21 protein-coding genes are annotated in these 21,868 nt (G+C 45.2%); 15 read left to right on the top strand and 6 right to left on the bottom strand.

Annotated elements, in window-relative coordinates; all coding sequences use genetic code 11:
- Positions 1 to 8: 8 nt before the first annotated feature.
- The 3 genes from J6I44_RS04680 to J6I44_RS04670 all read right to left on the bottom strand — a co-directional run bounded on the left by J6I44_RS04680 (position 9) and on the right by J6I44_RS04670 (position 3,325).
- Positions 9 to 560, bottom strand: coding sequence for a 2'-5' RNA ligase family protein (locus J6I44_RS04680; protein ID WP_265764830.1), 552 nt, complete (start codon positions 558 to 560; stop codon positions 9 to 11).
- A 246-nt stretch (positions 561 to 806) separates the two neighbouring features.
- The gene (locus J6I44_RS04675) at positions 807 to 2,474 is read right to left on the bottom strand and encodes a S8 family peptidase (protein ID WP_265764829.1); all 1,668 of its coding nucleotides are present in this window, start codon (positions 2,472 to 2,474) and stop codon (positions 807 to 809) included.
- 23 nt (positions 2,475 to 2,497) lie between these two features.
- Positions 2,498 to 3,325, bottom strand: a complete 828-nt coding sequence (locus J6I44_RS04670) for a hypothetical protein (protein ID WP_265764828.1) — start codon at positions 3,323 to 3,325, stop codon at positions 2,498 to 2,500.
- 242 nt (positions 3,326 to 3,567) lie between these two features.
- On the opposite strand from J6I44_RS04670, the gene J6I44_RS04665 reads away from it, so the two are divergent.
- From J6I44_RS04665 to J6I44_RS04620, 10 genes are all read left to right on the top strand, one after another.
- Positions 3,568 to 5,427, top strand: a complete 1,860-nt coding sequence (locus J6I44_RS04665) for a tetratricopeptide repeat protein (protein ID WP_265764827.1) — start codon at positions 3,568 to 3,570, stop codon at positions 5,425 to 5,427.
- 308 nt (positions 5,428 to 5,735) lie between these two features.
- Positions 5,736 to 6,182, top strand: coding sequence for an Ig-like domain-containing protein (locus J6I44_RS04660; RefSeq protein ID WP_265764826.1), 447 nt, complete (start codon positions 5,736 to 5,738; stop codon positions 6,180 to 6,182).
- A gap of 32 nt (positions 6,183 to 6,214) precedes the next feature.
- Positions 6,215 to 7,630, top strand: a complete 1,416-nt coding sequence (locus J6I44_RS04655; RefSeq protein ID WP_265764825.1) for an FAD-binding oxidoreductase — start codon at positions 6,215 to 6,217, stop codon at positions 7,628 to 7,630.
- A 155-nt stretch (positions 7,631 to 7,785) separates the two neighbouring features.
- Positions 7,786 to 8,250: a cupin domain-containing protein gene (locus J6I44_RS04650; protein ID WP_434084223.1), complete on the top strand. Its 465-nt coding sequence runs from the start codon at positions 7,786 to 7,788 to the stop codon at positions 8,248 to 8,250.
- Between the two features lie 81 nt (positions 8,251 to 8,331).
- On the top strand, positions 8,332 to 9,135 hold the full coding sequence (locus J6I44_RS04645; protein WP_265764823.1) for a methyltransferase domain-containing protein: 804 nt from the start codon (positions 8,332 to 8,334) through the stop codon (positions 9,133 to 9,135).
- Between the two features lie 11 nt (positions 9,136 to 9,146).
- The gene (locus J6I44_RS04640; RefSeq protein WP_265764822.1) at positions 9,147 to 9,674 is read left to right on the top strand and encodes an OsmC family protein; all 528 of its coding nucleotides are present in this window, start codon (positions 9,147 to 9,149) and stop codon (positions 9,672 to 9,674) included.
- The gene (locus J6I44_RS04635) at positions 9,671 to 9,856 is read left to right on the top strand and encodes a hypothetical protein (protein WP_265764821.1); all 186 of its coding nucleotides are present in this window, start codon (positions 9,671 to 9,673) and stop codon (positions 9,854 to 9,856) included. Before J6I44_RS04640 ends, J6I44_RS04635 begins: the two co-directional genes overlap by 4 nt.
- 72 nt (positions 9,857 to 9,928) lie before the next feature.
- On the top strand, positions 9,929 to 10,330 hold the full coding sequence (locus tag J6I44_RS04630) for a hypothetical protein (RefSeq protein ID WP_265764820.1): 402 nt from the start codon (positions 9,929 to 9,931) through the stop codon (positions 10,328 to 10,330).
- 59 nt (positions 10,331 to 10,389) lie between these two features.
- Positions 10,390 to 11,214 (top strand): class I SAM-dependent methyltransferase, encoded by an 825-nt coding sequence (locus tag J6I44_RS04625; protein WP_265764819.1) that lies wholly within the window; start codon positions 10,390 to 10,392, stop codon positions 11,212 to 11,214.
- A 150-nt stretch (positions 11,215 to 11,364) separates the two neighbouring features.
- A complete protein-coding gene (locus J6I44_RS04620; protein ID WP_265764818.1) occupies positions 11,365 to 12,846 on the top strand; it encodes a tail fiber domain-containing protein in 1,482 nt (493 codons plus the stop codon).
- 91 nt (positions 12,847 to 12,937) lie between these two features.
- Here J6I44_RS04620 and J6I44_RS04615 read toward each other — a convergent pair whose 3' ends face one another.
- Positions 12,938 to 13,555, bottom strand: a complete 618-nt coding sequence (locus tag J6I44_RS04615; protein ID WP_265764817.1) for a TetR/AcrR family transcriptional regulator — start codon at positions 13,553 to 13,555, stop codon at positions 12,938 to 12,940.
- Between the two features lie 196 nt (positions 13,556 to 13,751).
- Between J6I44_RS04615 and J6I44_RS04610 the strand changes: the two genes are divergently transcribed.
- From J6I44_RS04610 to J6I44_RS04585, 5 genes are all read left to right on the top strand, one after another.
- Positions 13,752 to 14,840: a class I SAM-dependent methyltransferase gene (locus tag J6I44_RS04610; RefSeq protein WP_265764816.1), complete on the top strand. Its 1,089-nt coding sequence runs from the start codon at positions 13,752 to 13,754 to the stop codon at positions 14,838 to 14,840.
- 188 nt (positions 14,841 to 15,028) lie between these two features.
- Positions 15,029 to 16,729 carry a tetratricopeptide repeat protein gene (locus J6I44_RS04605; RefSeq protein WP_265764815.1) on the top strand — a complete coding sequence of 567 codons (1,701 nt, stop codon included), beginning with the start codon at positions 15,029 to 15,031 and terminating at the stop codon, positions 16,727 to 16,729.
- A gap of 63 nt (positions 16,730 to 16,792) precedes the next feature.
- Positions 16,793 to 17,251, top strand: a complete 459-nt coding sequence (locus J6I44_RS04600) for an acyl-CoA thioesterase (protein ID WP_265764814.1) — start codon at positions 16,793 to 16,795, stop codon at positions 17,249 to 17,251.
- Positions 17,252 to 17,502: 251 nt separating this feature from the next.
- Positions 17,503 to 18,582 (top strand): alpha/beta fold hydrolase, encoded by a 1,080-nt coding sequence (locus J6I44_RS04595; protein WP_286670464.1) that lies wholly within the window; start codon positions 17,503 to 17,505, stop codon positions 18,580 to 18,582.
- Between the two features lie 15 nt (positions 18,583 to 18,597).
- On the top strand, positions 18,598 to 19,677 hold the full coding sequence (locus J6I44_RS04585) for an alpha/beta fold hydrolase (protein ID WP_286670463.1): 1,080 nt from the start codon (positions 18,598 to 18,600) through the stop codon (positions 19,675 to 19,677).
- Positions 19,678 to 19,690: 13 nt separating this feature from the next.
- Here J6I44_RS04585 and J6I44_RS04575 read toward each other — a convergent pair whose 3' ends face one another.
- Together J6I44_RS04575 and J6I44_RS04570 are read right to left on the bottom strand one after the other, a co-directional pair.
- Positions 19,691 to 20,239, bottom strand: a complete 549-nt coding sequence (locus J6I44_RS04575) for a hypothetical protein (protein WP_265764813.1) — start codon at positions 20,237 to 20,239, stop codon at positions 19,691 to 19,693.
- An 86-nt stretch (positions 20,240 to 20,325) separates the two neighbouring features.
- A complete protein-coding gene (locus J6I44_RS04570) occupies positions 20,326 to 21,606 on the bottom strand; it encodes an LVIVD repeat-containing protein (protein WP_265764812.1) in 1,281 nt (426 codons plus the stop codon).
- Between the last annotated feature and the right edge of the window lie 262 nt (positions 21,607 to 21,868).

Below are 21,868 nucleotides of genomic sequence, written 5' to 3'. Positions count from 1 at the left end.
CCTGTAGATCAATTGGCAAACTTAAACTCATAAAAAGGTTGCCAGCGGGTATAGTCATGTTTCAGCAGATAAATGCTGTTGACTTCAAAAGAATAGTCAAAGGGGCGATTATTGAACTCTTGCCATGACCTCTCGAAGTTAGCGGGTGTCAAGTCGCGGTAGGCTACCGTCATGTGGGGCGTCAGGCTGTTGGGGCGGACGGTCTTACTGCTAAAACCCATCTCATTGAGCAGGTATTCGCTGAGTTTACCATGCAGCGTTTGCATTGGTGACGGATCCTTAACATCAATAAAGATTACATCATCCCGGAAGTGGTTGAAACCGGATAGGTGCAGGGTGAAGGAGGACTGGTCATTAGCAAAAAAGATGAGCTGGGGCACGATGACCTCCTCTACTTTCTCCGGAACTTTGAAAGGAGCGATGAGCGTAAAGTGGGGAGGCTTGTTATAAGCCTCCTTGCTGTCATATTTATTTACAAACTCCTTTTTAACCTCCTGAACTTGGTTTGCAATCTTGTCAGGCGGCAGAATTGCTATAAAATACAGTCCTTGTTTGGGCATGGGCTCTAAAAAGTTATTTCCTCACATAAATACCGGTTGAATAATTATTATAAGAATCTGGTTGTGTCCTTATAAATAGGATCAATCCTCCTGTTCTCCTTCTCCAAGGAGGAACTCCTTGTTGAAAATAAGTGGTACGTATAGCATGCTAACTGAAAACCTATTAAATCCCTCTTGGAGAAGAGGGATTTAGGGAAATTGATTCCCTTTGAAGGGAGATTATGTGCCTTTTAGCTGGTAAACACATTATTGACTCATTTTTTCAGCAGACTGCAACGCTCGGTATACGTTGATCAATCCATCCGAAGCTGAGAGCTCTGGAAACAGTATCTGTTTTGCCTGGTCAGGATTTCCTGAGGTTGGAAGGTCCACCATTTGGTTAGAATATTTGACCGTGCTATCTATAATGATCTGGCGTACCTGCTGTGGCGTAAGTTTTGGATAATACGTCATAATTAGAGCAGCTACCCCTGCTACCACCGGAGAAGCCATGCTGGTGCCGTCTTGTCGTTTATATTTATCATCCGGCATGGTTGAATAGATGGCTACACCCGGAGCAAAAATGTCAACAGTTTGGTTGCCATAATTACTAAAGTTGGCAATAAACTCTTCATTGGGCTTCCAGGAGGTTGCTCCCACGGAAAGCCAGAGTTCGGCTGAAGAGTCGGAACTAAATTGGTCCGTCGGATAGCTGGGAATAGAATCCGTATTGGAGGCTTCGTTGCCGGCACCATGCACCATCAGTACGCCGTGGTCATCGGCATACTTAATGGCTTCGTTTACAATATCCTGGTGTGGAGAATATCCTTTGCCAAAACTCATATTGATGATATTAGCCCCGTTATCCACGGCATAGCGTATGGCATTAGCCACGTCTTTATCACGTTCATCTCCATTCGGAACGGCGCGGATAGCCATAATTCGGGTATTGGTAGAAACCCCATCCATGCCAATACCATTATTGCGTTCCGCCGCAATGATTCCGGCTACGTGGGTGCCATGACTGGCGTCGGGACCCGCCACATCATTATTGCCGTAATACCGTTCCGTTTTATCTTCATAGTTATCACCAACAATATGCCGGGGATTAAAATCAGGGTTGTAACCGTATTTGGCAAATTCGTAAATCTGCTTTTTCTGGTCGGCAATAAGCGTAGAATCGATATCATTTTCCATGACATAACTCATGACATTCTGGGCAAAAGCCAGCTGCCTGTTCGTCGGCTGAAGGCTCTGTACCTGATCGTGAGTATAGGTCGTATCCCCAAAATGTTGTTGGAGTACTTGTTGAGCCTCGTTCATACTCTGCTCAAGCGACTGGATGTTGGAATATTGGCTAACCAGCTTTTCGATTTCTTCAGTATAATCCGATTTAATTTCCTGGTAGTATGCGTATTCTTCAGCTTCAGATCCCGAAATCTGTGTAGTATCAACATTACCGAACTTAGCACTGAGTTCTCTGTAAATACGTGTCAGTTCAAAGGTATCATCATCTACGCTTTTGCCATCCGGTCCACCAATGAAATTCCAACCGTGGAGATCATCCGTATATCCGTTTTGGTCATCATCTTTATTGTTGTCCGGCACTTCATCTTCATTGACCCACATGACTTCTTTCAAGTCTTCGTGATCCGAATCAACGCCGCCATCAATAACGGCTACGATGATCTCTTTTTGAGGTGATTTATCCTTGAGAAGGTTGGCATAGGCCCGCTGGCTGCTGATGCCACGGAACTGGGTCTGCTGTTCATCCAGATGGTGCCAAGCCTGAGGGGGCTTCTGGAGTGCGTTAAAGTCGACAGAATCAACGGGCTGATCTGGGGTAGGAGTGGGCTGCTGGGCCACTTGTTGGGAGGTTGAACAACCGTAAAAAATCGCAATGGATAAACAAAAACAGAGAATGGGGACTTTCATAGACGTAAGTTTACAACTAAAAATTATTGGTCACTGTTTACAGAGGCAGAAAAGCGATCGGATGCTTGTTGGTAAGCCTCCTGGATGCTTGCTGAAATGGTTTGGTCCAGCCACTGTCCGGACGGTGATTGCATAAATGAGAGGTACTCATTTAGGGTTTTGTTATCAATATTGTAGAAGGTAATCAGCAAGTCATTCAGGGTCTGTTCCGAAGCCTGTGACTGCATTTGAGCGCGAAAATTGCTGGTGATAGCATCCAGTTGAGCTTCAGAAAAGGTGCGCTGCTGGCTTTCCTTCATCAGTGCAGTAAGCAGGGGACGTAAAATAATGATCGAGGACTCAATGGATTCTGAGGCTAAGGAAGTGGTATCAACCAACGTTTGAATCAGAGAGGTGCGACCAGCTGATGGCGGGTCCTTTTCCAGCTCATATTTTGTGACGATCCGTTTTCGTTTACCCTGTAAAGTATAAAACTCTTGTTGGGCCTGCGTAACACTCTGGAAGGCCTGGGTTCCCAACTGCTGGGAAACGGCATCCACAAATTCTCCGATTAATTTCTTCTGCAGGGCCGTTTTAAAATCATCCACCAGCAGATTTGTTTTATAGGCTTCAGAAAAATGGGTTAAGATTTCTTCGTTTTTTTCTGGAGACAGGTTCAGTGGATTTTGTTCGAACTGGAGATATAGATCCTGGGGAGCCTCTTGTATTTTATCTGCTATGGCAAATTTTGTGGTGATAGTATCAGTCAGTGCTTGCGTGTTTTCGGTCGGGCTTTGTGCTTGTCCTACAAGGGGGATACAGAAAAGTAACAGGGCAATTGAGCTACAGACAGAACGGAATGGCAGATTCATTAAACAAGTTTTTAATTTTTAAATAATAAGCTAAACTACTAATTTTTTCTGCTCTAAAAAATAGGGAGGATGACAAACTGATTGATGAACGCTGGTAAGAATTTATTATTCTATGATGCAACCAGTTAAACCTGCGCTTCATATCTTTCAAAAGATTCTAACTAAGTACTGGATTCTTAATCTTCTATCCTTAAATTAAACATATGTTTAGGGATTATATCTATACCATCATAATATGTTGGATGCTTATCATTTTACCGTGGAACAGCTATGGACAGTTGGCCCCATCCACCGACAGCCTGGAAGCCCTCCTTTTAAATGCCAGTGGTCAGCATCGTGTGGAAGTATTACTCGATCTTAGCAGCCAGCTCCGACGCTCAAATATTGATTCTGCCTTAGTTTATGCCCGAGAAGCCCTTGGGGATGCCAATCAAATAGCAGATGAATATCTGATAGCAGAAAGTCACCGTAATCTCGGCTGGTTATTAACCAGTCACAATTACCCGCAGGCATTAAAGAATTTATTACAGGCCAAAAGAATGTTTGAACAAGTGGGGGACCTACAAAAAGAAGCACAGACGTTGGTTGATCTTGGATATTTATACCGATCGCAAAGCAATTATAATAAGTCACTCGAATACTATTTCAGTGCGTTGAACCTGCAAGAGCAACTCGATGACAAACAACGTATCGCCTCTATCCTTAATTGGATCGGCATCACCAATCAGCATATGAAGCAGCCTGAAGAGAGCATCAGGTTTTATGAACGGGCGTTGAAGATCAGCGAGCAGTTAAATGATGCAAGCGATATGGCCGAGTATGCTACCAATTTAGGTAATGCCTATGCTTCCACCGGGAAAACAGAACAGGCTATGGAGGTCTTTGAAAAAGCTTTAGACGCTTCTGAACAGTTGCCGGGGGCTCATGCCAAAGCAACGATCCTGATGAATATAAGTTCTGTATATAATGATAAGCAGTCGTATCGGCAAGCGATTGAGATTAACAACCAAGCGTTAACGCTTGCACGAGAGATGTCTGATAAGATGCTGGAAGCGTTGGCCCTTGAAAATATGGCTTCTGTTTATCGAAGCCAGGGAGCCCTTCCCAAAGCCAACGATCATTTATTACAAACACTGCCACTTCTGAACGATATAGGGTGGCAGCAAACATTGATTGGTATCCGAAATCAGCTTGCACACAATTACTTTGATTTAGGGGAATTCAACCGAGCTATACGTTACGCTACAGAGGCTTTAGAGGTAGCTCAGAAATCAACGATGTATGAGGAGGCTCTGGAATCGTTACAGCTTTTGAGCGATGCCTATGGAAGAGCTGATGAATATGAGAAGGCAATATCGGCCCAGAGAAAAATAATAGCTTTAAAGGATAGCCTTTATAGTCGGGAAAAGTCTCGGCAGATAGCCCAGATGCAGGCGCGTTACGAGACCGAACAAAAAGAGCAGGAAATAGCATTGTTGCAGGAAAAACAGGAAAGAGCTCAATTAATACGCAATGCCTTTATTGCCGGCCTTCTTTTAATTGCGATTATAGCCCTGTTGGTTTATAACCGTCAGCGCTTGAAGATCAAAAAGAACAAGACCGAACTGGAAAATACCCGTCTTAAGGAACAGCAACTTAAACGGGATTTAGCATTTAAGAATAAGCAGTTAACTACGCATTCACTCCACTTGGTACAGAAAAATGAGGCCATGAAAGAATTGAAGGAGCATATTTGTGAAATAAATCAACAGGGAGATGGGAGGAATACCCAGGATTTGCAGTCACTCACAAATCTGGTGGACTACAGCTTTAACCTGGACAAGGACTGGGAAGAATTTCGGCTCTATTTTGAGGAGGTGCATACCGGGTTCTTTGCTACACTTAAAGAACAATATCCAGATTTGACCTCTAAGGAACTTCGCCTTTCTGCGCTTGTTAAATTGAATCTTACTACTAAGGAAATTGCAACCCTTTTGGGAATAACGCCTAATAGTGTAAAAACAGCACGCTATCGGTTGCGTAAGAAGCTGGGTATGGAAACGGAAGAAAACCTCACCGACTTTATGATGAGTGTGGAGAAAGAAGTTTCCAATATCGAATAAAGAAGAATCAGCTCTAAATTCGATATTTTTTCTGCGATACCTTATTTCAGCTCCACGCACGGTATTTTCCTCTTTTACCACCTTGCTTACCTCTTGTTTACGTGTTCAACCCCCATTGTGCACTCATTGTTGACCCCCTGATATTTGTCCCTTCTGAAGGTCTGTGGTAGATTTTGAAAGAATTCAAGAGTTATTTCTTGCAGTATCAATACTATTCACCAAAAGATTAATGAAAATAGGGATTAATCACTATGAGGTATAGAAAAATTTCCTTCAGACAATTTGGAAACGCATTGAGCATAGTTGCTTTGGCATGTTTAATACTAATAGGATGTGATAATAGTACAAGTACCGAAGAGCCGGATCCACAAATTACGGATGCACTCATATTGCTGGAGGGATCCGATGATGAGGCTACGATAGAAGCAGGAGAGACGGTAAAGTTTACGGGATACGCGCTGACAGAATCTGGAGACCAAATTCCGCTTAATGACCTCAGCGATGATTGGAGTTGGGAGTGGGAATCAACGAATTCTGATGTGTTTACCGTGGATGCCGAAGGGAATGGCACCGGCGAAGCGGAGGGCGACGCCTTTTGTGTGATTAGCCTATTTAGATTAGAGGAGGGGACCGACAATGCAGTATTTAAACAGGGTGACGTATCAGAAATGGCAAATACAAGTCCCAGGCTTCCTGAGATAAATAGGATATTTGTAGGCCGTGATTCACTATTGGTAGGGATTAGACTAAATTGATAAAAACCATAATAAAATAAATAGACAAAGAGATGAAAACAGTAAAAACAGCATTAATGAATGGGGAGAAACAAGTACTTGATGGAGAAGAGTTCGAGACCTTTAAAAATCAAATTAGAGGGAAAGTTGTAACATCGCAGGATGAGAATTATAACGAAGCACGAACAATCTATAACGGGATGATCGATAAGCAGCCCGCCCTTATTGTTTATTGCAGCAATGTGGCGGATGTGATTACCTGCGTGGATTTTGCACGCGAACATAATTTAATGACAGCTATTCGCGGCGGCGGCCATAACGGTCCTGGTTTAGCGTTAGCCAATGACGGTTTGGTGATTGATCTCTCGGAAATGAATGGTATCCGTGTAAACACAGAGGAGCAAACCGTTCGGGCAGAAGCAGGCTGCACCTGGGGCGATGTGGATCATGCCACCAACCAATTTGGAATGGCAACCGTCAGCGGCATCATTTCAACCACGGGTATCGCTGGCTTAACGCTGGGCGGCGGACATGGTTATCTCACAAGAAAATATGGCCTAACCGTAGATAATCTCATTGAAGCCGACGTCGTCTTGGCCGACGGAAGCTTTGTTACAGCTAATGAAGAACATCACTCTGATTTGTTCTGGGCGCTGCGTGGCGGCGGCGGCAATTTTGGAGTGGTCACTTCCTTTAAATATAAGCTGCATCCTGTCAATAATGTCGTTGCCGGACCGATGTTCTGGCCCATCGATCAGACTGAAAAGATGATGCGCTGGTATAGGGATTGGCTGCCGGAGTTGCCCAAAGACGTATATGCTTTTTTCTTAACGGCTGAAGTACCCGGAGATCCCTTTCCACCTGAAATTCATGGACGTAAAGTATGTGGGTTGATGTGGTGTTTTACTTCATCCGAAGAAGATGCCAAGCCCTATCTTGAAACTGCCAGAAATATTGAAAAACCATTATTCGAGCATATTGGTGCCATGCCCTATCCAGCACTACAATCCATGTTTGACGGACTCTACCCACCCGGACTGCAGTGGTACTGGAAGGGGGATTTTGTTCGTGAACTCACCGACGAAGCGATCAGTGAGCACCTCAGGTTTGCCGAAGTACCGACCTCGCATTCCACCATGCACCTGTATCCAATCAATGGAGCGGTGCATGAGACAGCGACTGACGAAACCGCCTGGAGTTATCGCGATGCAAACTGGTCAATGGTTATTGCAGGGGTAACGGATGACCCTGCTGATAATGAAAAAATTACCGATTGGTCCCGAGACTACTGGGAGGCTATTCATCCACATAGCGCAGGCGCGGCCTACATCAATTTTATGATGGAGGAGGGTGAGGATCGCATTCATGCAACCTATGGTGATAACTATGAACGGTTACAGAAAATAAAATCCGAATATGATCCGGATAACCTATTCCGGGTAAATCAGAATATTAAGCCAAACAACTAAAAGCGAAGCTCTGAGGGAGTTGTACTCCCGGAGGATAGCTCCGGAGTCCAACTCCGTCGCAGCCATGATAATTAATAATTTTAAGTGCAGATCAAGCAGAGAAATATACACTTAACTCAAGACATAAAAACATTATGATATCTATTAAACTTCAATTGATACGCATAACAGGAGCTATAATTATTCTTTTTTTCGTTTGCTCGGTTACTACCGCTCAAGGCCAAAACAGTATGGCAGAGCAAAAAGCAATGGTCTGGAGTATGGATGACGAAGCACTGGAATGGGGGGCTTGTCCTGCATTTATGCCTGAAAGTTGTCGTATTGCTGTGCTACAGGGCAATCCTAAACAACCCAATACGGACATATTTTTTAAGATGAAGGGTAATACAACCGTAGCTCGCCACTGGCATCATTCCCCCGAGCGTATGGTGTTAGTATCAGGAGAAATGCAGGTGAAATATGACGGGCAAGATTCAGAAGTGATCAAAACCGGTAACTATGCTTACGGACCTGCTGAGCGTCCGCATGAAGCTTCCTGTCTGTCAGATGAACCCTGTATTCTTTTCATCGCATTCGAAGACCCTATTGATGCTATGCCTGTATCAGAGGCCGGTAAATAAAAATGAAATAACCCCGAAACCGTATTGAGTTCTAAGCAGTCTGATAATTTTAAAACTATGATAAATCAATAAAATGCTAACATGACTGATCTAAGCACACAACAGATGGAGAGCACCGCTTCTTGGTATCAGAAGTTGCTTGTTCCGGCGCTATTTGAACCGTGGACAAGCCTTGTTCTTCATGAAGTTCAGTTAAATGCCACCGATCGTTTGTTAGATGTAGCCTGTGGAACCGGCGTTTTGGCGAGGGCTGCGGCCAATAAACTGAGTACTGAAGGACAGGTTGCTGGTCTGGATATAAATCTCGGTATGTTGAGGGTAGCAGAGAGCCTGAGTCCAAATATAGAATGGCATAAGGGTATTGCTGAAGATCTTCCCTGGCAGGACCACACTTTTGATGCCGTGGTTTGCCAGTTTGGCCTGATGTTTTTTGAAAACCGAGAACAAGCACTGAAAGAGATGTATCGGGTATTAAAACCGGGAGGGCCGCTGGTTGTTACCGCTTTTGATTCCCTTGATCATATCAGCGGCTATGAGAGAATCATTAAAGTGTATGCCAAAGTTGCGGGAGAGGCAATAGCAAAAGCACTTCAATTTCCTTTCTCTTTTGGTGATGTGGAAGAACTGGAAGCACTGTGTGCAGCCTGTGGAATTACATCATCTGGAATTATAACCCATGAGGCAGAGGCACGGTTTCCGGATCTCATAACGATGGTTCTTGCCGATGTAAAGGGATGGTTCCCACTGGCAGGTATTACGCTGGAGCAAAAGAAGATCAATCAAATAGTTAGCCAGTCAGAAATGGAACTGAAGGATTTTATAGCACCTGATGGATCGGTGAAATTTACAGTGTCAGCTCATTTTATTGCAGCATTAAAAAACTAAGCGAACATATTATGGCAGATCCACAAACTATAAAAGAAGCTTTTGAACGCAATAGAAAGGCCATTGAATTGCGTCCATCGGTAGGTCAAAGTACGGCATTAACCAAAGTACGGGTTCGTGATGGCACGACCTGTGAAATCGAGAGTGGGTCAAAAACCCTGGTCTGTGATGTTGGAAAGATCGAAGGTGGTAATGATGCCGGCCCGGGGCCGGGAATTTTCGAACGATCTGCACTGGGTAGCTGCCTGGCGATTGGTTATGCACAACAAGCCGCAGTGATGGAAGTTCCCATCGATAATATTGAAGTACAGGTGGAATCGGAGTTCGATGCCCGGGGGCAGTTTGGTCTTTCTGACGATCCGCCCGGATTTAAAGCCTTGCGGTACCGAGTGATGATAGAAAGTTCAGCTCCGGAAGAAACCGTTCGGGAGCTGATCAACAAGGCAGATGCCCGCAGCCCGGTACTGGATGATTTTAGACGACCGATTCCGGTTGAACGGAAAGTAGAAATTACATCAACAAGAGTTAAAACATCATGAAACGGAATAATAAACAGTCATCTGAGTCTACGCCCGAAGCCAAACCTGATCCTGAATTCATCGCTCAACAATTACGCCGGCCGTCGGGAGGGTTTGCATCGGAAGTTGGAAAAAAGATGAACCAGGTTAATGAGCCACTGTACGACCTGACGCTCGAAGTTATGCAGCCAGAAGATAACTAAGATATACTACGGCTGATAATATGGAAGACAGCTTCTGTAATATTACCCTGAATCTGATCGAAAGGAGGTACGATGGATAATTCGACTCAAATACTCATCATAGGAGGTATGCTTATTCTAACCTACGGCTTTTTACTTGGAATCCCGATAGCCTCAGCACGGGAGAAAGCCTCAAGAGCACCGCGGTATCTGATGGCTGCACACCTTGCAGCACTCATTCAAGGTGGCATGCTTTTGGCTTTAACAATTGCATTTGACTTTTCAACGCTTGTTCCATGGCTCGAGACGGTTATCGCCTCACTTTTTGTCGGTGGCGTGATCTTATTTGATCTTGGACTCATACTTAACTGGCTTCAAAGTGTAGATGATGCCTTCGGAGAAAGGTCACTTGGATACAAAGTTTCGTCGGCCGGAACCCCGCTTGTCCTTATCAGTGCAGGGATCCTCGTTTATGGTGTATTTTCAGCACTTTAAGATTATAAAACCATGAGAACCACTAATTATACAGTCAAAATTAAACATTATTAATTGTTATGAAGCCTGATCTTCAACGACGTATACAGCGCTATGGATGGGATCGAGCTGCCCCTCATTATGAGACCGGCTGGCAAGATCAACTGTGGCCGGCCCAGGAAAGCCTCTTGGCGGAAGCCGATCCACAGCCAGGAGAAAGTGTGTTGGATATCTCCTGCGGTACAGGTTTGGTAACGATTCCGTTGGCAGAGATTGTTCATCCGGGCGGTTCGGTTACCGGTATCGATCTTTCGGAAGGCATGATCGAAAAGGCACGATCAAGAGCAGAGTATAAAGGTATTGGAAATGTCCATTTTAAGCATATGGATGCTGAAATGCTTGAGCAAGCCGATAACTCATTCGATGTCGTTATCTGTTCACTGGGACTGATGTATTATCCCAATCCAGAAAAGGCGTTGAGTGAGATGTTCAGAGTGCTAAAGCCGGGTGGACGTGCAGCGGCGCTGGTGTGGGGAGCGCGCAAGGAATGCGGATGGGCTGAAATATTTCCCATTACCGATCAGCGCGTGGAGTCTGAGGTTTGCCCACTGTTCTTTCAGTTAGGAACTGGAGAGGTGCTGCACCAAAGCTTTGAAAAAGTAGGTTTTAAGCATATTGAAGATCATCGTTTTTCATACAAGTTACACTTCCGGGATGACAAGCAAGCCTGTACGGCTGCCTTTTTGGGTGGAGCCGTGGCCCTGGCTTATCAAAAATTTGATGAGCAAACGAAAGAGGAGGTTTGCCAGGAGTATTTGGATTCGATTACTCAGTACCGAAATGGGCAGAGCTATGATATCCCAGGAGAGTTTGTCATCACAAAAGGATTTAAGCAAGAGGAGTAGTTACCGCAAACCATTTTGGCATGGATTGGTTTTAAAATACCCAGATTTGTGGGAGGCTGCTCCGGTGAGTCACAAAAAGTATTTTCACTAAAACACGAACCAAAAATAGAATGACTGATAATCACAATTCATCAAAAAGAGGAAAACGTTATGAAAAAGTTAAAACAATATATATCAACTGAGGCGAGTACTTACTCAAATTCTTATGTTTCGGCTATTCCATTGTTTATTAGTGTACTTATGTTCCTTAGCGCAAGTTTACTCATCTTCCCAGAGGATAGTGATGCACAAACCACACCCCTAAAGGTATTTGTTAATGCTGATGGAGATACGGTATTTGTGCTCAACGAGGGTGGAGGGCTCAATGCAGGGAAGTTAGGGAACCTGGATGGTCAAGGAGCTACTTCTGTGGCATTGGGTGCTTTCCCAACAGCTACCGGAGAAAATGCAGTTGCAATTGGGGTCGTCTCTCAAGCTATCGGCCAGAATGCTGTGGCACTGGGTGCAGCAAAAGCACAGGGTGATCTGTCAGCAGCTTTAGGTTCAGGACCGGAAGCCTTGGGTGAAGGATCCATAGCACTGGGAAGACGTACTGATGCCATTGGGAAATATGCTACCTCGATGGGCTTTGAAACGAGAGCCGTGGGTGAAATTGCGACCGCGATGGGAGATAGATCCACGGCTGGAGGTGACCATTCCATTGCCTCCGGTCTTCGGGCATCAGCCATTGGACCTGAGGCGGTGTCATTAGGACACATTACTACGGCCAAAGGTGGCCAGTCTGTGGCGATGGGCTTCAAAACAGAAGCAACCGGAATACGTTCGGTCGCTTTGGGTGGACATACTCATGCAACTGCAGATTATTCAATTGCTACAGGTCGTATGGCAGAGGCGACTGCTCCCGAAGCGATATCGATGGGGCATCTTACAAAGGCAAATGGAGGACAATCGGTAGCCATGGGCTTTAAAACGACGGCTACAGGTACTCGTTCAGTAGCGCTGGGTGATCATACGACGGCCGCTACTAAGCATTCACTTTCAATAGGAACATTCAACCAAGCTAACACATCTGCAGATAACACCTTGTTTGTAGCCGGTAATGGGTCTGGGGGTCCCGATGCACTTGTATTGGACTATAGTGGGGATATGACTATTGCTGGATCGGTTACAGAAAATTCAGACCGACGTTTAAAGAGTAATATTAAGCCGCTGGAAGCCAATGTCCTTGAGAAGTTAGAGCATATTAATCCGGTGCGTTATCGCTTTAAAGATAGGTTAAACCATTCCGAAGATGTTCAAATAGGACTCTTGGCACAGGAGGTACAAGAGCAGTTTCCAGAACTGGTCAATAGGGGCGAAGGGGACTATCTAGGTATATCTTATACTAAATTTACGGCTGTGTTGCTTAAAGGTTTGCAAGAGCAGCAAACTAAAATTGAGAATTTCCAAACAAAGTTAGCACATGTTAATCAGCTCAAAACACGAATTGCAAAGTTGGAAAAAAGAAATCAGCAGCAGCAATGGTTGGCTAATAAATCATCCATATCTGCATCAGGAATACTGGTGTTGCTTCTTCTAGTCGGTGGGATGGTAATGTTGACCCGTTTATTTAAGGAAGTAAACAACTACTGAAATAGATATATGGATAATGTCCCGATTACTCTTGAATGAGTAGTCGGGATTTTCAACTAGTTGAAACCTCAGATCGGTTAGGTGGGAAAAACTACGGTTTTTCTTCAAACAGTAATTTTAGATAGTTATGATAGTGAGCAAGTTGTTGGGCAATAATTTTGTTTTCGTTCAGGGACTGAGACAACACAAAAGAACCTTCAAATATCACCATCAGCATGTCTGCAAGGCTCTCAAGGTCTACGTCGTTGTGGTGAGAATAGCGCTTTTCAATTGTTTTTAGTTTCTCAAGAACTCTGGTGCGCCACAACAGCATGGATTCTCGAATGATATCTAAAATGTTATCATCAAAAAGCTCCGATTGTTGAAGGTATGAGGCAAAGAGACAGCCCGGGAATGGTTCCTCCAATGATTCTATTTCTTGCTCAAAAAGTTTGACGAAAATAAGCAGTTGCTGCAAAGGATCATCACTGAGACCTTCCGCCTTAACAAGCGTTTGTTCGAGGTGCTGGGTATCTTTATCGGCATACCGCTGTACCAGCTGTCGTCCGAGTTCGGCCTTACTGGAGAAGTGATGGAAAAAGGCCCCTTTACTGACATCTGCCTGCTCGATGACAGCATTCACGGTTGTTCCGCCAAACCCTCTGTCGAGAATGGTCGACTCAGCAGCATTCATGATTTTAGTACGCGTACTTTCCGGATCTCTGTTCATAACGACTAACTATAACATACTAATTGGTTTGTATAAATGGGGCCTTTTAAGATAGTGAACACTGGCAATTAAGCAAAATGAGTATAGGGACTTATTAGAGAGTTTATTTGAATTTTTCTTGACAAGGAAACAAGAATTCTATAACATACCGACTGGTTGGTTTGTAAATAGAAAATAACAAATAGGGAATAATACTATGTGTAATACAGCAATCACGATGCCTCAAACGGCAAGTACAGAAACGGGATTTGATGAATGGTTTGTAACTGCAATCAATGGCGGTGCTTTGATGCTGATGGTTTCAATTGGTCATCGCACGGGTTTATTTGATACTATGTCTGAGATGAGTTGGACCAACAGCAAGGAACTGGCAGAGAAAGCAGGACTAAATGAGCGGTACGTGCGCGAGTGGCTGGGAGCCATGGCTACCGGTGGCGTTGTGGAAGTGGATGAATCCGATTGCTACCGTCTACCTGAAGAGTATGGCCAATTTCTTACACGAGATACAGAGCTTGACAATCTGGCTGTCATAGCCCAATACATCGCAGTACTCGGGAGTGTGGAAGATGATATCGTTGAATGTTTTTATAAAGGTGGAGGTGTACCGTACGAGAAATATGATCGTTTCCACGAAGTAATGGCCGAAGACAGCGGGATGACCGTTTTGGATGCGCTTGAAGATCATATCCTTCCCTTGGTTCCCGGGCTTACCGAAAAGCTTCAAAATGGAATATCCGTTCTTGATGTGGGATGCGGCCGAGGACGAGCAATGCTGAAGATGGCCGGGCTGTTCCCAAAGAGTACATTCAAAGGTTTGGATTTGTCGGAAGAGGCTATTGGTTGGGCTAAGAGTAAGGCTCGGGAAAAAGGTCTGGAAAATGTGGAGTTCGAGATTTGTGACGCCAGTGATTTTGATCAAACGGCGGAGCCCAATAAGTATGATTTCGTGACCACTTTCGATGCCATTCACGATCAGGCCAACCCCTTGGCGGTACTAAGAGGAATCAATCGAACCCTGAAGCCGGGCGGCACCTACCTGATGCAGGATATCCATTCTACCGGGCATGTGCATAAAAATATGAACCATCCGCTTGGCCCCGCACTTTACACGGTCTCCTGCATGCACTGTATGTCGGTATCACTGGCCCAGGGAGGGGATGGACTCGGTGCAATGTGGGGCAGAGAAAAGGCGCAAGAATTATTGCAGAAGGCAGGCTTCGAGGATATCCAAATTTACCAGCTCGAGCACGATATCCAGAATGATTACTACGTCATGAAAAAGTAAACAATTCCTAACCAAAATGATTACCGTATAAAGAGGATATCAAGCAATAATTCTGTAATTTGCAAGCGATACATCCCGTAATTCTTCATTTATGAAGGTCCGGGATAGCAAGAAAAGAGATGATAGTCAGTAGGGATTACAGGGCAAAATAGTTCTTAACTATGCATGAATAAAAAATAGAAAAGGGAATGATGAAACATTTAAACACAAAAGCTTATAAATGGGGTAGCTGTCTGCTAAAGACCATAACGACATTCATATTGGCAGGATTATTGACTGCCTGTACGAGTCCAAAGGAGGAGGATTCTCATCTTTTTGAAGGACAGTTGGCTCCATTGCTGGAAGGCATGGGAAATCATCATTTTGAGATTTCTACGGATGATACTCTGGCTCAGGATTTTTTCAACCAGGGCATCATGCTTTCTTACGGATTCAATCATGACGAGGCGAACCGTACCTTCCATCAGGTAGCTGAGCTTGACCCAAAAACCCCGATGGCATGGTGGGGCGTAGCACTGGTGTTGGGACCGAACATTAATTCAGTTATGGTCGAGGATCATATCCCATTGGCCTGGGAAGCTTTACAAAAAGCCCAACAGCTGAAATCCAACGGAACGGCCAAAGAACAAGATTACATTGAGGCTTTGTCGCACCGGTATCTGCAAGAACCGCCCGAAGATCGCAGCCCGCTTGATTCGGCTTATGCTGAGGCCATGGGCAAGCTGGCCGAAAAATATCCCAAGGATTTGGATGCCCAAACGCTGTATGCCGAGGCGATGATGGACCTGCATCCTTGGAATTATTGGAAAAAGAATGGGAATCCGCAACCCTGGACGCCTAAAATATTGCGCACCTTGGAGTCGGTGCTTGAACAAGATCCTGATCATGCAGGTGCTAACCATCTCTATATTCATGCAGTAGAGGCCGAGCAGCCGAGTAAAGCGTTGCCAAGTGCCAACCGGCTTCGAAAGCTGGTGCCCGGCGCGGGGCATTTGGTCCACATGCCGTCTCATATCTTTATTCGTACCGGGGATTACCACGAAGGAACACTGGCCAACGAAAGAGCGGTGGAAGCAGACAATGAATACGTGACGCAATGCCGTCAGCAGGGGATCTACCCGCTGGCCTACGTGCCTCACAACTATCATTTTTTATGGGCTACCGCTACGATGGAAGGACGCGGGGAGCGGAGCATACAGGCGGCGAAGAGTACCTCAGATCTGGTGGACACAGAAATGATGCGTGAGCCTGGCCTGGGTACCTTGCAGCACTACTGGGTTATACCCTTATATGATCATGTGCGATTTGCCCGCTGGGATGCTATCATGAACTATGAAGAACCGGCCAAGGATTTGATATATCCGCGTGGGGTATGGCATTATGCCCGAGGGATGGCACAGGTAGGCAAAGGGAACCTTGAAGAAGCGAATGCGGAGTTGGAGAAATTGAAAACAATCGCCGCTGACGATACCCTCCAAGAGGTTACAATTTGGGATATCAACACTACGAAGGAGCTTATGCAAATTGCCAGTCGGGTGTTGGAGGGAGAGATTATGGCCCAAGAGGGTCGTTTTGAGAGGGCTGTTACCATATTAAGGGAAGCGGTTGAGATTGAAGGAGAGTTAAGTTATAACGAGCCCCCTGACTGGTTTTTCCCAGTCCGCCATAATTTGGGTTCAATACTGTTAAAGGCCGACAGTCCTTCCGAAGCGGAGCTGGTCTACCGGGAAGACCTGGCTAAATTTCCGGATAACGGCTGGTCGTTATATGGACTTTGGAAAAGTCTGGACGCCCAAAATAAAACCGAAGAAGCGGCAAAGATAAGACAAAAATTTGAGGAAGCCTGGAAATATGCAGATGTGGAACTTAATGATTCCCGGATGATGTAGATACAACACCTTAGACTTATAAAGTTTTTTAAAACTTGGCACGTCTTTTTTATACTATAATTCATGGAACAATACAGCAAGACATACGAAGTGCGCTGGTCCGATATGGACCCTAACCGGCACCTGCGGCATTCGGTGTATCTGGATTATGCCGCTCAGACTCGGGTGGCGTTATTCAGTGATTATGGCTTGCCGATAGATGAGATTGCCAAAATCGGTTTGGGCCCGATCCTGTTCAGAGAAGAGATCAAATACCTTCGGGAGGTTAATGCAATGGAGAAGGTCAAAATTTTTTGTGAATTGCGCTGGATGTACGAAAACGGATCGCGCTGGAGTTTTTTCCACCGTATGACTAAAAATGGTGATACGCCGGTCGCTGAGCTAACGGTGGACGGCGCTTGGCTCGATCTGGAGAGGCGTAAACTGGGCACAGTATCCAATAAAATGTTGGAGATCATGAAACAATATCCCCGTACCAAAGATTTTGAGTGGAAAGCTCAGAATTCTGAAAGTAATCCATAGAGGATTCTCTAAAGCCATCACATCCCCGACAGTGGTCGGGGCAGGCTTTGTTCATTCCGAAACCCGACGGCAGGCAGGAGAGGCTTTGTGTCAGGATTTCATATCCTGTTTTGGGCATTTAAACCAAGATCCTGAACTAGATTCAGGATGACAGCCAAGTTTGGCAAAGTTCTCCCATATTTCTTTCCAAATTGGACATAGATAGAAGCATTCTATAACTTGGAATGTCCACCAATTTTACAGGGAGGAATATGGAACAGGATATCCGTTTTTGTACAACCTCTGATGGGGTAAAGCTGGCTTATGCTACCTCGGGAAACGGCCCCCCATTGGTACGCGTGGCTAACTGGCTGACGCATCTGGATTTGGACTGGCAGGGCCCCATTTGGTCGCACTGGTTCCGGGAATTTTCCAGAGATCACACGCTTATCCGTTTTGATCTTCGTGGATCCGGCCTGTCGGATCGCTCAGTAGAGGAACAATCGCTCGAAGTTTGGCGCCAGGATCTGGAAACTATTATTGAAGATATTGATATTGATCGCTTTCCTTTACTGGGATTTTGCCAGGGAGGGGCTATAGCTCTTACTTATACAGTCTGCCATCCTGATAAAGTCAGTCACTTAATTCTATTTGACAGTTATAGTCAGGGAAATCTTGTAAATAGAAATTCTTTGCGAAAAAAGTTAGAGACCAAAGCATTGACAAAAATGATTGAGGTAGGATGGGGGCGAGGTGACACGGCAATATTTCGCCGGGTTTTTGCAGACCTGCTCATGCCTGATGCATCTGAGAAGGAACGCCATTGGTTGGCTGAACTTCAACGTAAAACTACCTCTCCGGCAATGGCCGCTTGCCTCTGGGAAGAATTTCACCGGATCGACGTTGAACAGTTGGCTAAGGAGGTAGAGGTACCTACGCTTATCTTCCATGTTACAGGCGATAAGGTTGTGCCGTTTGAATCAGGCCGAAGATTGGCTTCATTGATTCCTGATGCTCGATTTGTTCCCCTGGAAAGTGAAAATCATATTCTGCTGGAAGATGATCCGGCCTGGGATCGGTTCTTGGCTGAAGTGCGGAGCTTTATCGGCTCAGGTGGAGAGGAAGCAGAAGCGGAGGATGCACAGGAAATTTTCCCTGAACTGACACCCAGGGAATGCGAAGTGCTTGATTTGATTGCCAAGGGACTCAAAAATGAGGAAATTGCCGATCAGCTGTACATCAGTCCTAAGACCGTGCGTAACCATAACACCCGAATCTTTGACAAACTACAGGTCGATTCACGTGCCAAAGCCATTGTGCTGGCCCGGGAGGCGGGCGTGGGCAAAGAATAATAATTATAACTATTTATGGAACAGAACATTCGTTTTTGTACAGCTTCTGATGGCATAGGTATAGCTTATGCTACTTCCGGAGAAGGGCCTCCGCTGGTTAAAGCGGCCAACTACCTGACCCACCTTGAACATGATGGCAGAAGTCCCGTTTGGAAACACTGGCTAAAAGAATTTTCCAGGGATCATACCTTTGTTCGATACGATGCCCGGGGCAGCGGTTTATCAGACAGGGATGTCCATCATTATTCAATTGATGCCTGGGTTCATGATCTTGAGGCCGTGGTTGATGCCTTGAATATTGATAAATTTCCGCTCTTGGGGATCTCTCAAGGGGCCGCAGTTTCTATAGCATATGCCGCCAAGCACCCTGAAAAGGTTAGTCATCTCATTCTTTACGGGGGATACGCCCGTGGCAGGTTCAACCGGGGACTATCGCCGGAGCAGAAAATGGAGGCAGAAACGCTCATCAATGTCATACGCACGGGATGGGGACAGGAAAATCCTGCTTTCAGGCAGCTATTTACCACTCTTCTTATACCGGGGGGTACCAAAGAACAAAAGGACTGGCTGAACGAATTAGCCCGCATTTCTGCTTCGCCTGAAAGTGCGGCAACGATGGAGCGAGCCTTTTACCACATCGATGTTTCGGATTTGGCAAAAGATATTTCAATTCCGACCCTTATTCTGCATGCGAAGCAGGATGCAGGTATTCCATTTGAAGAAAGTCGTATTTTAGCAACGTTGATTCCCGAAGCCCGCCTGATTACCCTGGGCAGCAAGAATCATATTCTGCTTGAGAAAGAACCAGCCTGGGAACGGTTTTTGACAGAAGTGCGCAGTTTTATCGGATCCACAAATGAGCAGCCGGAAAGGAGGAGGCCAAGAGAGATCTTCCCGGAGTTAACACCCCGCGAGCGAGAAGTGCTCAATCTGATCGCCAAGGGGTTCAAAAATGATGAAATAGCTGATCAGCTTTTCATCAGCCCAAAGACGGTACGAAACCACAACACCCGAATATTCAGCAAGCTGCAGGTGAATTCACGTGCCAAAGCTATCGTGCTGGCCCGGGAGGCCGGAGTTGGTATAGAACCATGAATTTAAGTGGTTGTTAAAGGCGGAAGAATAATCCGAATCCGGCCATCAGTCGTTTATACGTAACCTCATTTTTTATGGTCCGACTGCTTCCTTCTTCTCTCTCAAATTGCGAATGGTCAGTGCTGTATCCTATACTCAGGTACCAGCCGGGACCATTTTTAGGGCTGAATTGTACACCCAAACCCGGATTCAGCATCCATCCACCACGGTGGCTGTCAGTTCGTGTATCGGTATCGGTGAGCACACTGATCGTATAGCCTGTATCCAGAAATACAAAAGGAGCAAGATCATTTTGCAGAAGTTTATACCTCAGGTCTATGAAGATTGGGATCAGGCTCAACGGATCATCATAGTAGGTGAAGCCTGTGCCCAATCCAGCGGAAAGTTGCGGGCTAAACTGATAGTTGTTTGTCACTTTGAGTCGCTCTGAAACGGTATCATCATCTGGCAGAATATCAAGACCGATATTAAGTTTGTACTTGGATTGTGCGTTTGAGGAGATACTGATAACAGCAAAAATCAGGCAGAGGAATAATATTTGTGATAAAAAATTACGATCCATAATAGTTTGGGAAATCAGAATTCAGGAGCCAACATTCAGAAGAAAATTGCAAAATTCTGAATGCTGACCACCGTATCCTGTATTCATTACTCTTTAACCACGGGAATAGTACTTAACAGTTCCAGATTATTGATGTCGCTGTAATCATATTGCACAATACCGTCCTTGCCGGTAACCATCAGTACATGGTCAAAAGGGATGACATCCATAGCTTTAATATCAGAAATATGGCGAATCTGTTTGATATTAGCAGGATCGGTAGCATCTAAAATACGCAGCCCTTTATCTCCTTCGCCTACAAAAAGATCACCATTGTCTATCCCCAGTCCGTGCGGATTCAGCATTTGATAAGTGTTCACTTTTTGGGGACTGACCAAATCTTGAATGTCGATCACCTCCAGTCGATTGACACCCTGTGGACAACGTTCACTGTTGCGAAGAGTGACATAGGCAAAATCTCCCTCTGCAACAACCGGATCGCAGGCGGTAAAATGTGGAAATATAGAAAGCTGTTCCGGAAAACCGGGACTCGATATGTCGTAGATATACATGGCGCTTGCAGAGCCGATAAAAAGATTCTGTTCATACGGAAAGATGGTTTCGATCGACCATCCGATATCATTTTTGCTGACTTTAGTGGGATCGGAAGAGCTTATATCGAAAGCGAAGAGGCTTTGGTCATCAACAGCATAGAGGTAATCTCCGGTGATGGCGAATCGGGCCATAGAGCCTCCGATACCACCCGAAGATGGTGATCCGGCTTCACTAAGAGCTCCGGTCTGGCTGTCAAAGAAAATACCTCGGTGCCCATTATAGCAATCGCCTTGGCAGGTTTCTTCTACTTCTACTTTTTTCCAGTCCACAACAATGCCTTTCTCGGGGTCGGCGGGCTGGTAGGGATAGCCCGGATGCTTGCTGGCCGAAAATTCAAATACTCCTTCTTTACGTACTATTAGTTCGGCATTTTGCATATCCGATATATCGAACACTACGAGATCGCTGTGGGAATCGGCATATAGTCGATCTCCCTTTACCGCTATATCTTTGTTAGCGGGGATGTTGACAAAGCCGATTTTTGACGGAGAAGAGGGGTCCCGGTTGTCGATAATATGTACGCCTTTGTTTATCTCATTGACGAAAAGATAGCCATTGTATAGATAAATTTTGCCCGGTTTTTCCAATTGACGAGGTTCCTCCAGCTGAACGGCATTTTGGAACTCCTGTTCGGTCATATATACCGGTTCATATTCGGTTCGGGTTACCGTTTGAATACGCTGATCTTCGCAAGCTGAGAAGAATAGCGGAATGAATAGTAATAACCCGATGAGCCCGTGAAGGTATCCCTTGTGTCCTGTTATCCCTTTCATAACATAAGATGGTTTTAGGTTGGAGGAGATGTTATTTCATCATCCTTTTAAAGCTAATTTAAAAGTGTTGCTACTTATGATACACCTGCGGAAGTGGGTATAACTACTCAAAAGTTCGGAGGATCAAATTTTGCAGGTGGAGAATGACAGTTGGGCCAGAACTATGGATAGGGACAAGAGTCCTACAAAAGGTTACTTATGTAGCCAAATTAAAAATAAATTTGAGACCTGCGCCTCATGACAAGATCTCCTTGTTTCGCTA

This window comes from Fodinibius salsisoli, assembly GCF_026229185.1.
Classification (GTDB): Bacteria; Bacteroidota; Rhodothermia; order Balneolales; family Balneolaceae; genus Fodinibius; species Fodinibius salsisoli.
The sequence above is the reverse complement of the archived record's forward strand: the minus strand, read 5'-3'. Positions and strand labels throughout refer to the sequence as shown.

Bases quoted from the DNA above. Each gene is read 5' to 3' on its own strand.
- J6I44_RS04675 (WP_265764829.1), bottom strand. From the start codon at position 2,474: ATGAAAGTCCCCATTCTCTGTTTTTGTTTATCCATTGCGATTTTTTAC.
- J6I44_RS04625 (WP_265764819.1), top strand. From the start codon at position 10,390: ATGAAGCCTGATCTTCAACGACGTATACAGCGCTATGGATGGGATCGA.
- J6I44_RS04635 (WP_265764821.1), top strand. From the start codon at position 9,671: ATGAAACGGAATAATAAACAGTCATCTGAGTCTACGCCCGAAGCCAAA.
- J6I44_RS04595 (WP_286670464.1), top strand. From the start codon at position 17,503: ATGGAACAGGATATCCGTTTTTGTACAACCTCTGATGGGGTAAAGCTG.
- J6I44_RS04615 (WP_265764817.1), bottom strand. From the start codon at position 13,555: ATGAACAGAGATCCGGAAAGTACGCGTACTAAAATCATGAATGCTGCT.
- J6I44_RS04610 (WP_265764816.1), top strand. From the start codon at position 13,752: ATGTGTAATACAGCAATCACGATGCCTCAAACGGCAAGTACAGAAACG.
- J6I44_RS04585 (WP_286670463.1), top strand. From the start codon at position 18,598: ATGGAACAGAACATTCGTTTTTGTACAGCTTCTGATGGCATAGGTATA.
- J6I44_RS04655 (WP_265764825.1), top strand. From the start codon at position 6,215: ATGAAAACAGTAAAAACAGCATTAATGAATGGGGAGAAACAAGTACTT.
- J6I44_RS04640 (WP_265764822.1), top strand. From the start codon at position 9,147: ATGGCAGATCCACAAACTATAAAAGAAGCTTTTGAACGCAATAGAAAG.
- J6I44_RS04630 (WP_265764820.1), top strand. From the start codon at position 9,929: ATGGATAATTCGACTCAAATACTCATCATAGGAGGTATGCTTATTCTA.
- J6I44_RS04605 (WP_265764815.1), top strand. From the start codon at position 15,029: ATGATGAAACATTTAAACACAAAAGCTTATAAATGGGGTAGCTGTCTG.
- J6I44_RS04620 (WP_265764818.1), top strand. From the start codon at position 11,365: ATGAAAAAGTTAAAACAATATATATCAACTGAGGCGAGTACTTACTCA.
- J6I44_RS04670 (WP_265764828.1), bottom strand. From the start codon at position 3,325: ATGAATCTGCCATTCCGTTCTGTCTGTAGCTCAATTGCCCTGTTACTT.
- J6I44_RS04600 (WP_265764814.1), top strand. From the start codon at position 16,793: ATGGAACAATACAGCAAGACATACGAAGTGCGCTGGTCCGATATGGAC.
- J6I44_RS04645 (WP_265764823.1), top strand. From the start codon at position 8,332: ATGACTGATCTAAGCACACAACAGATGGAGAGCACCGCTTCTTGGTAT.
- J6I44_RS04665 (WP_265764827.1), top strand. From the start codon at position 3,568: ATGCTTATCATTTTACCGTGGAACAGCTATGGACAGTTGGCCCCATCC.
- J6I44_RS04570 (WP_265764812.1), bottom strand. From the start codon at position 21,606: ATGAAAGGGATAACAGGACACAAGGGATACCTTCACGGGCTCATCGGG.
- J6I44_RS04680 (WP_265764830.1), bottom strand. From the start codon at position 560: ATGCCCAAACAAGGACTGTATTTTATAGCAATTCTGCCGCCTGACAAG.
- J6I44_RS04575 (WP_265764813.1), bottom strand. From the start codon at position 20,239: ATGGATCGTAATTTTTTATCACAAATATTATTCCTCTGCCTGATTTTT.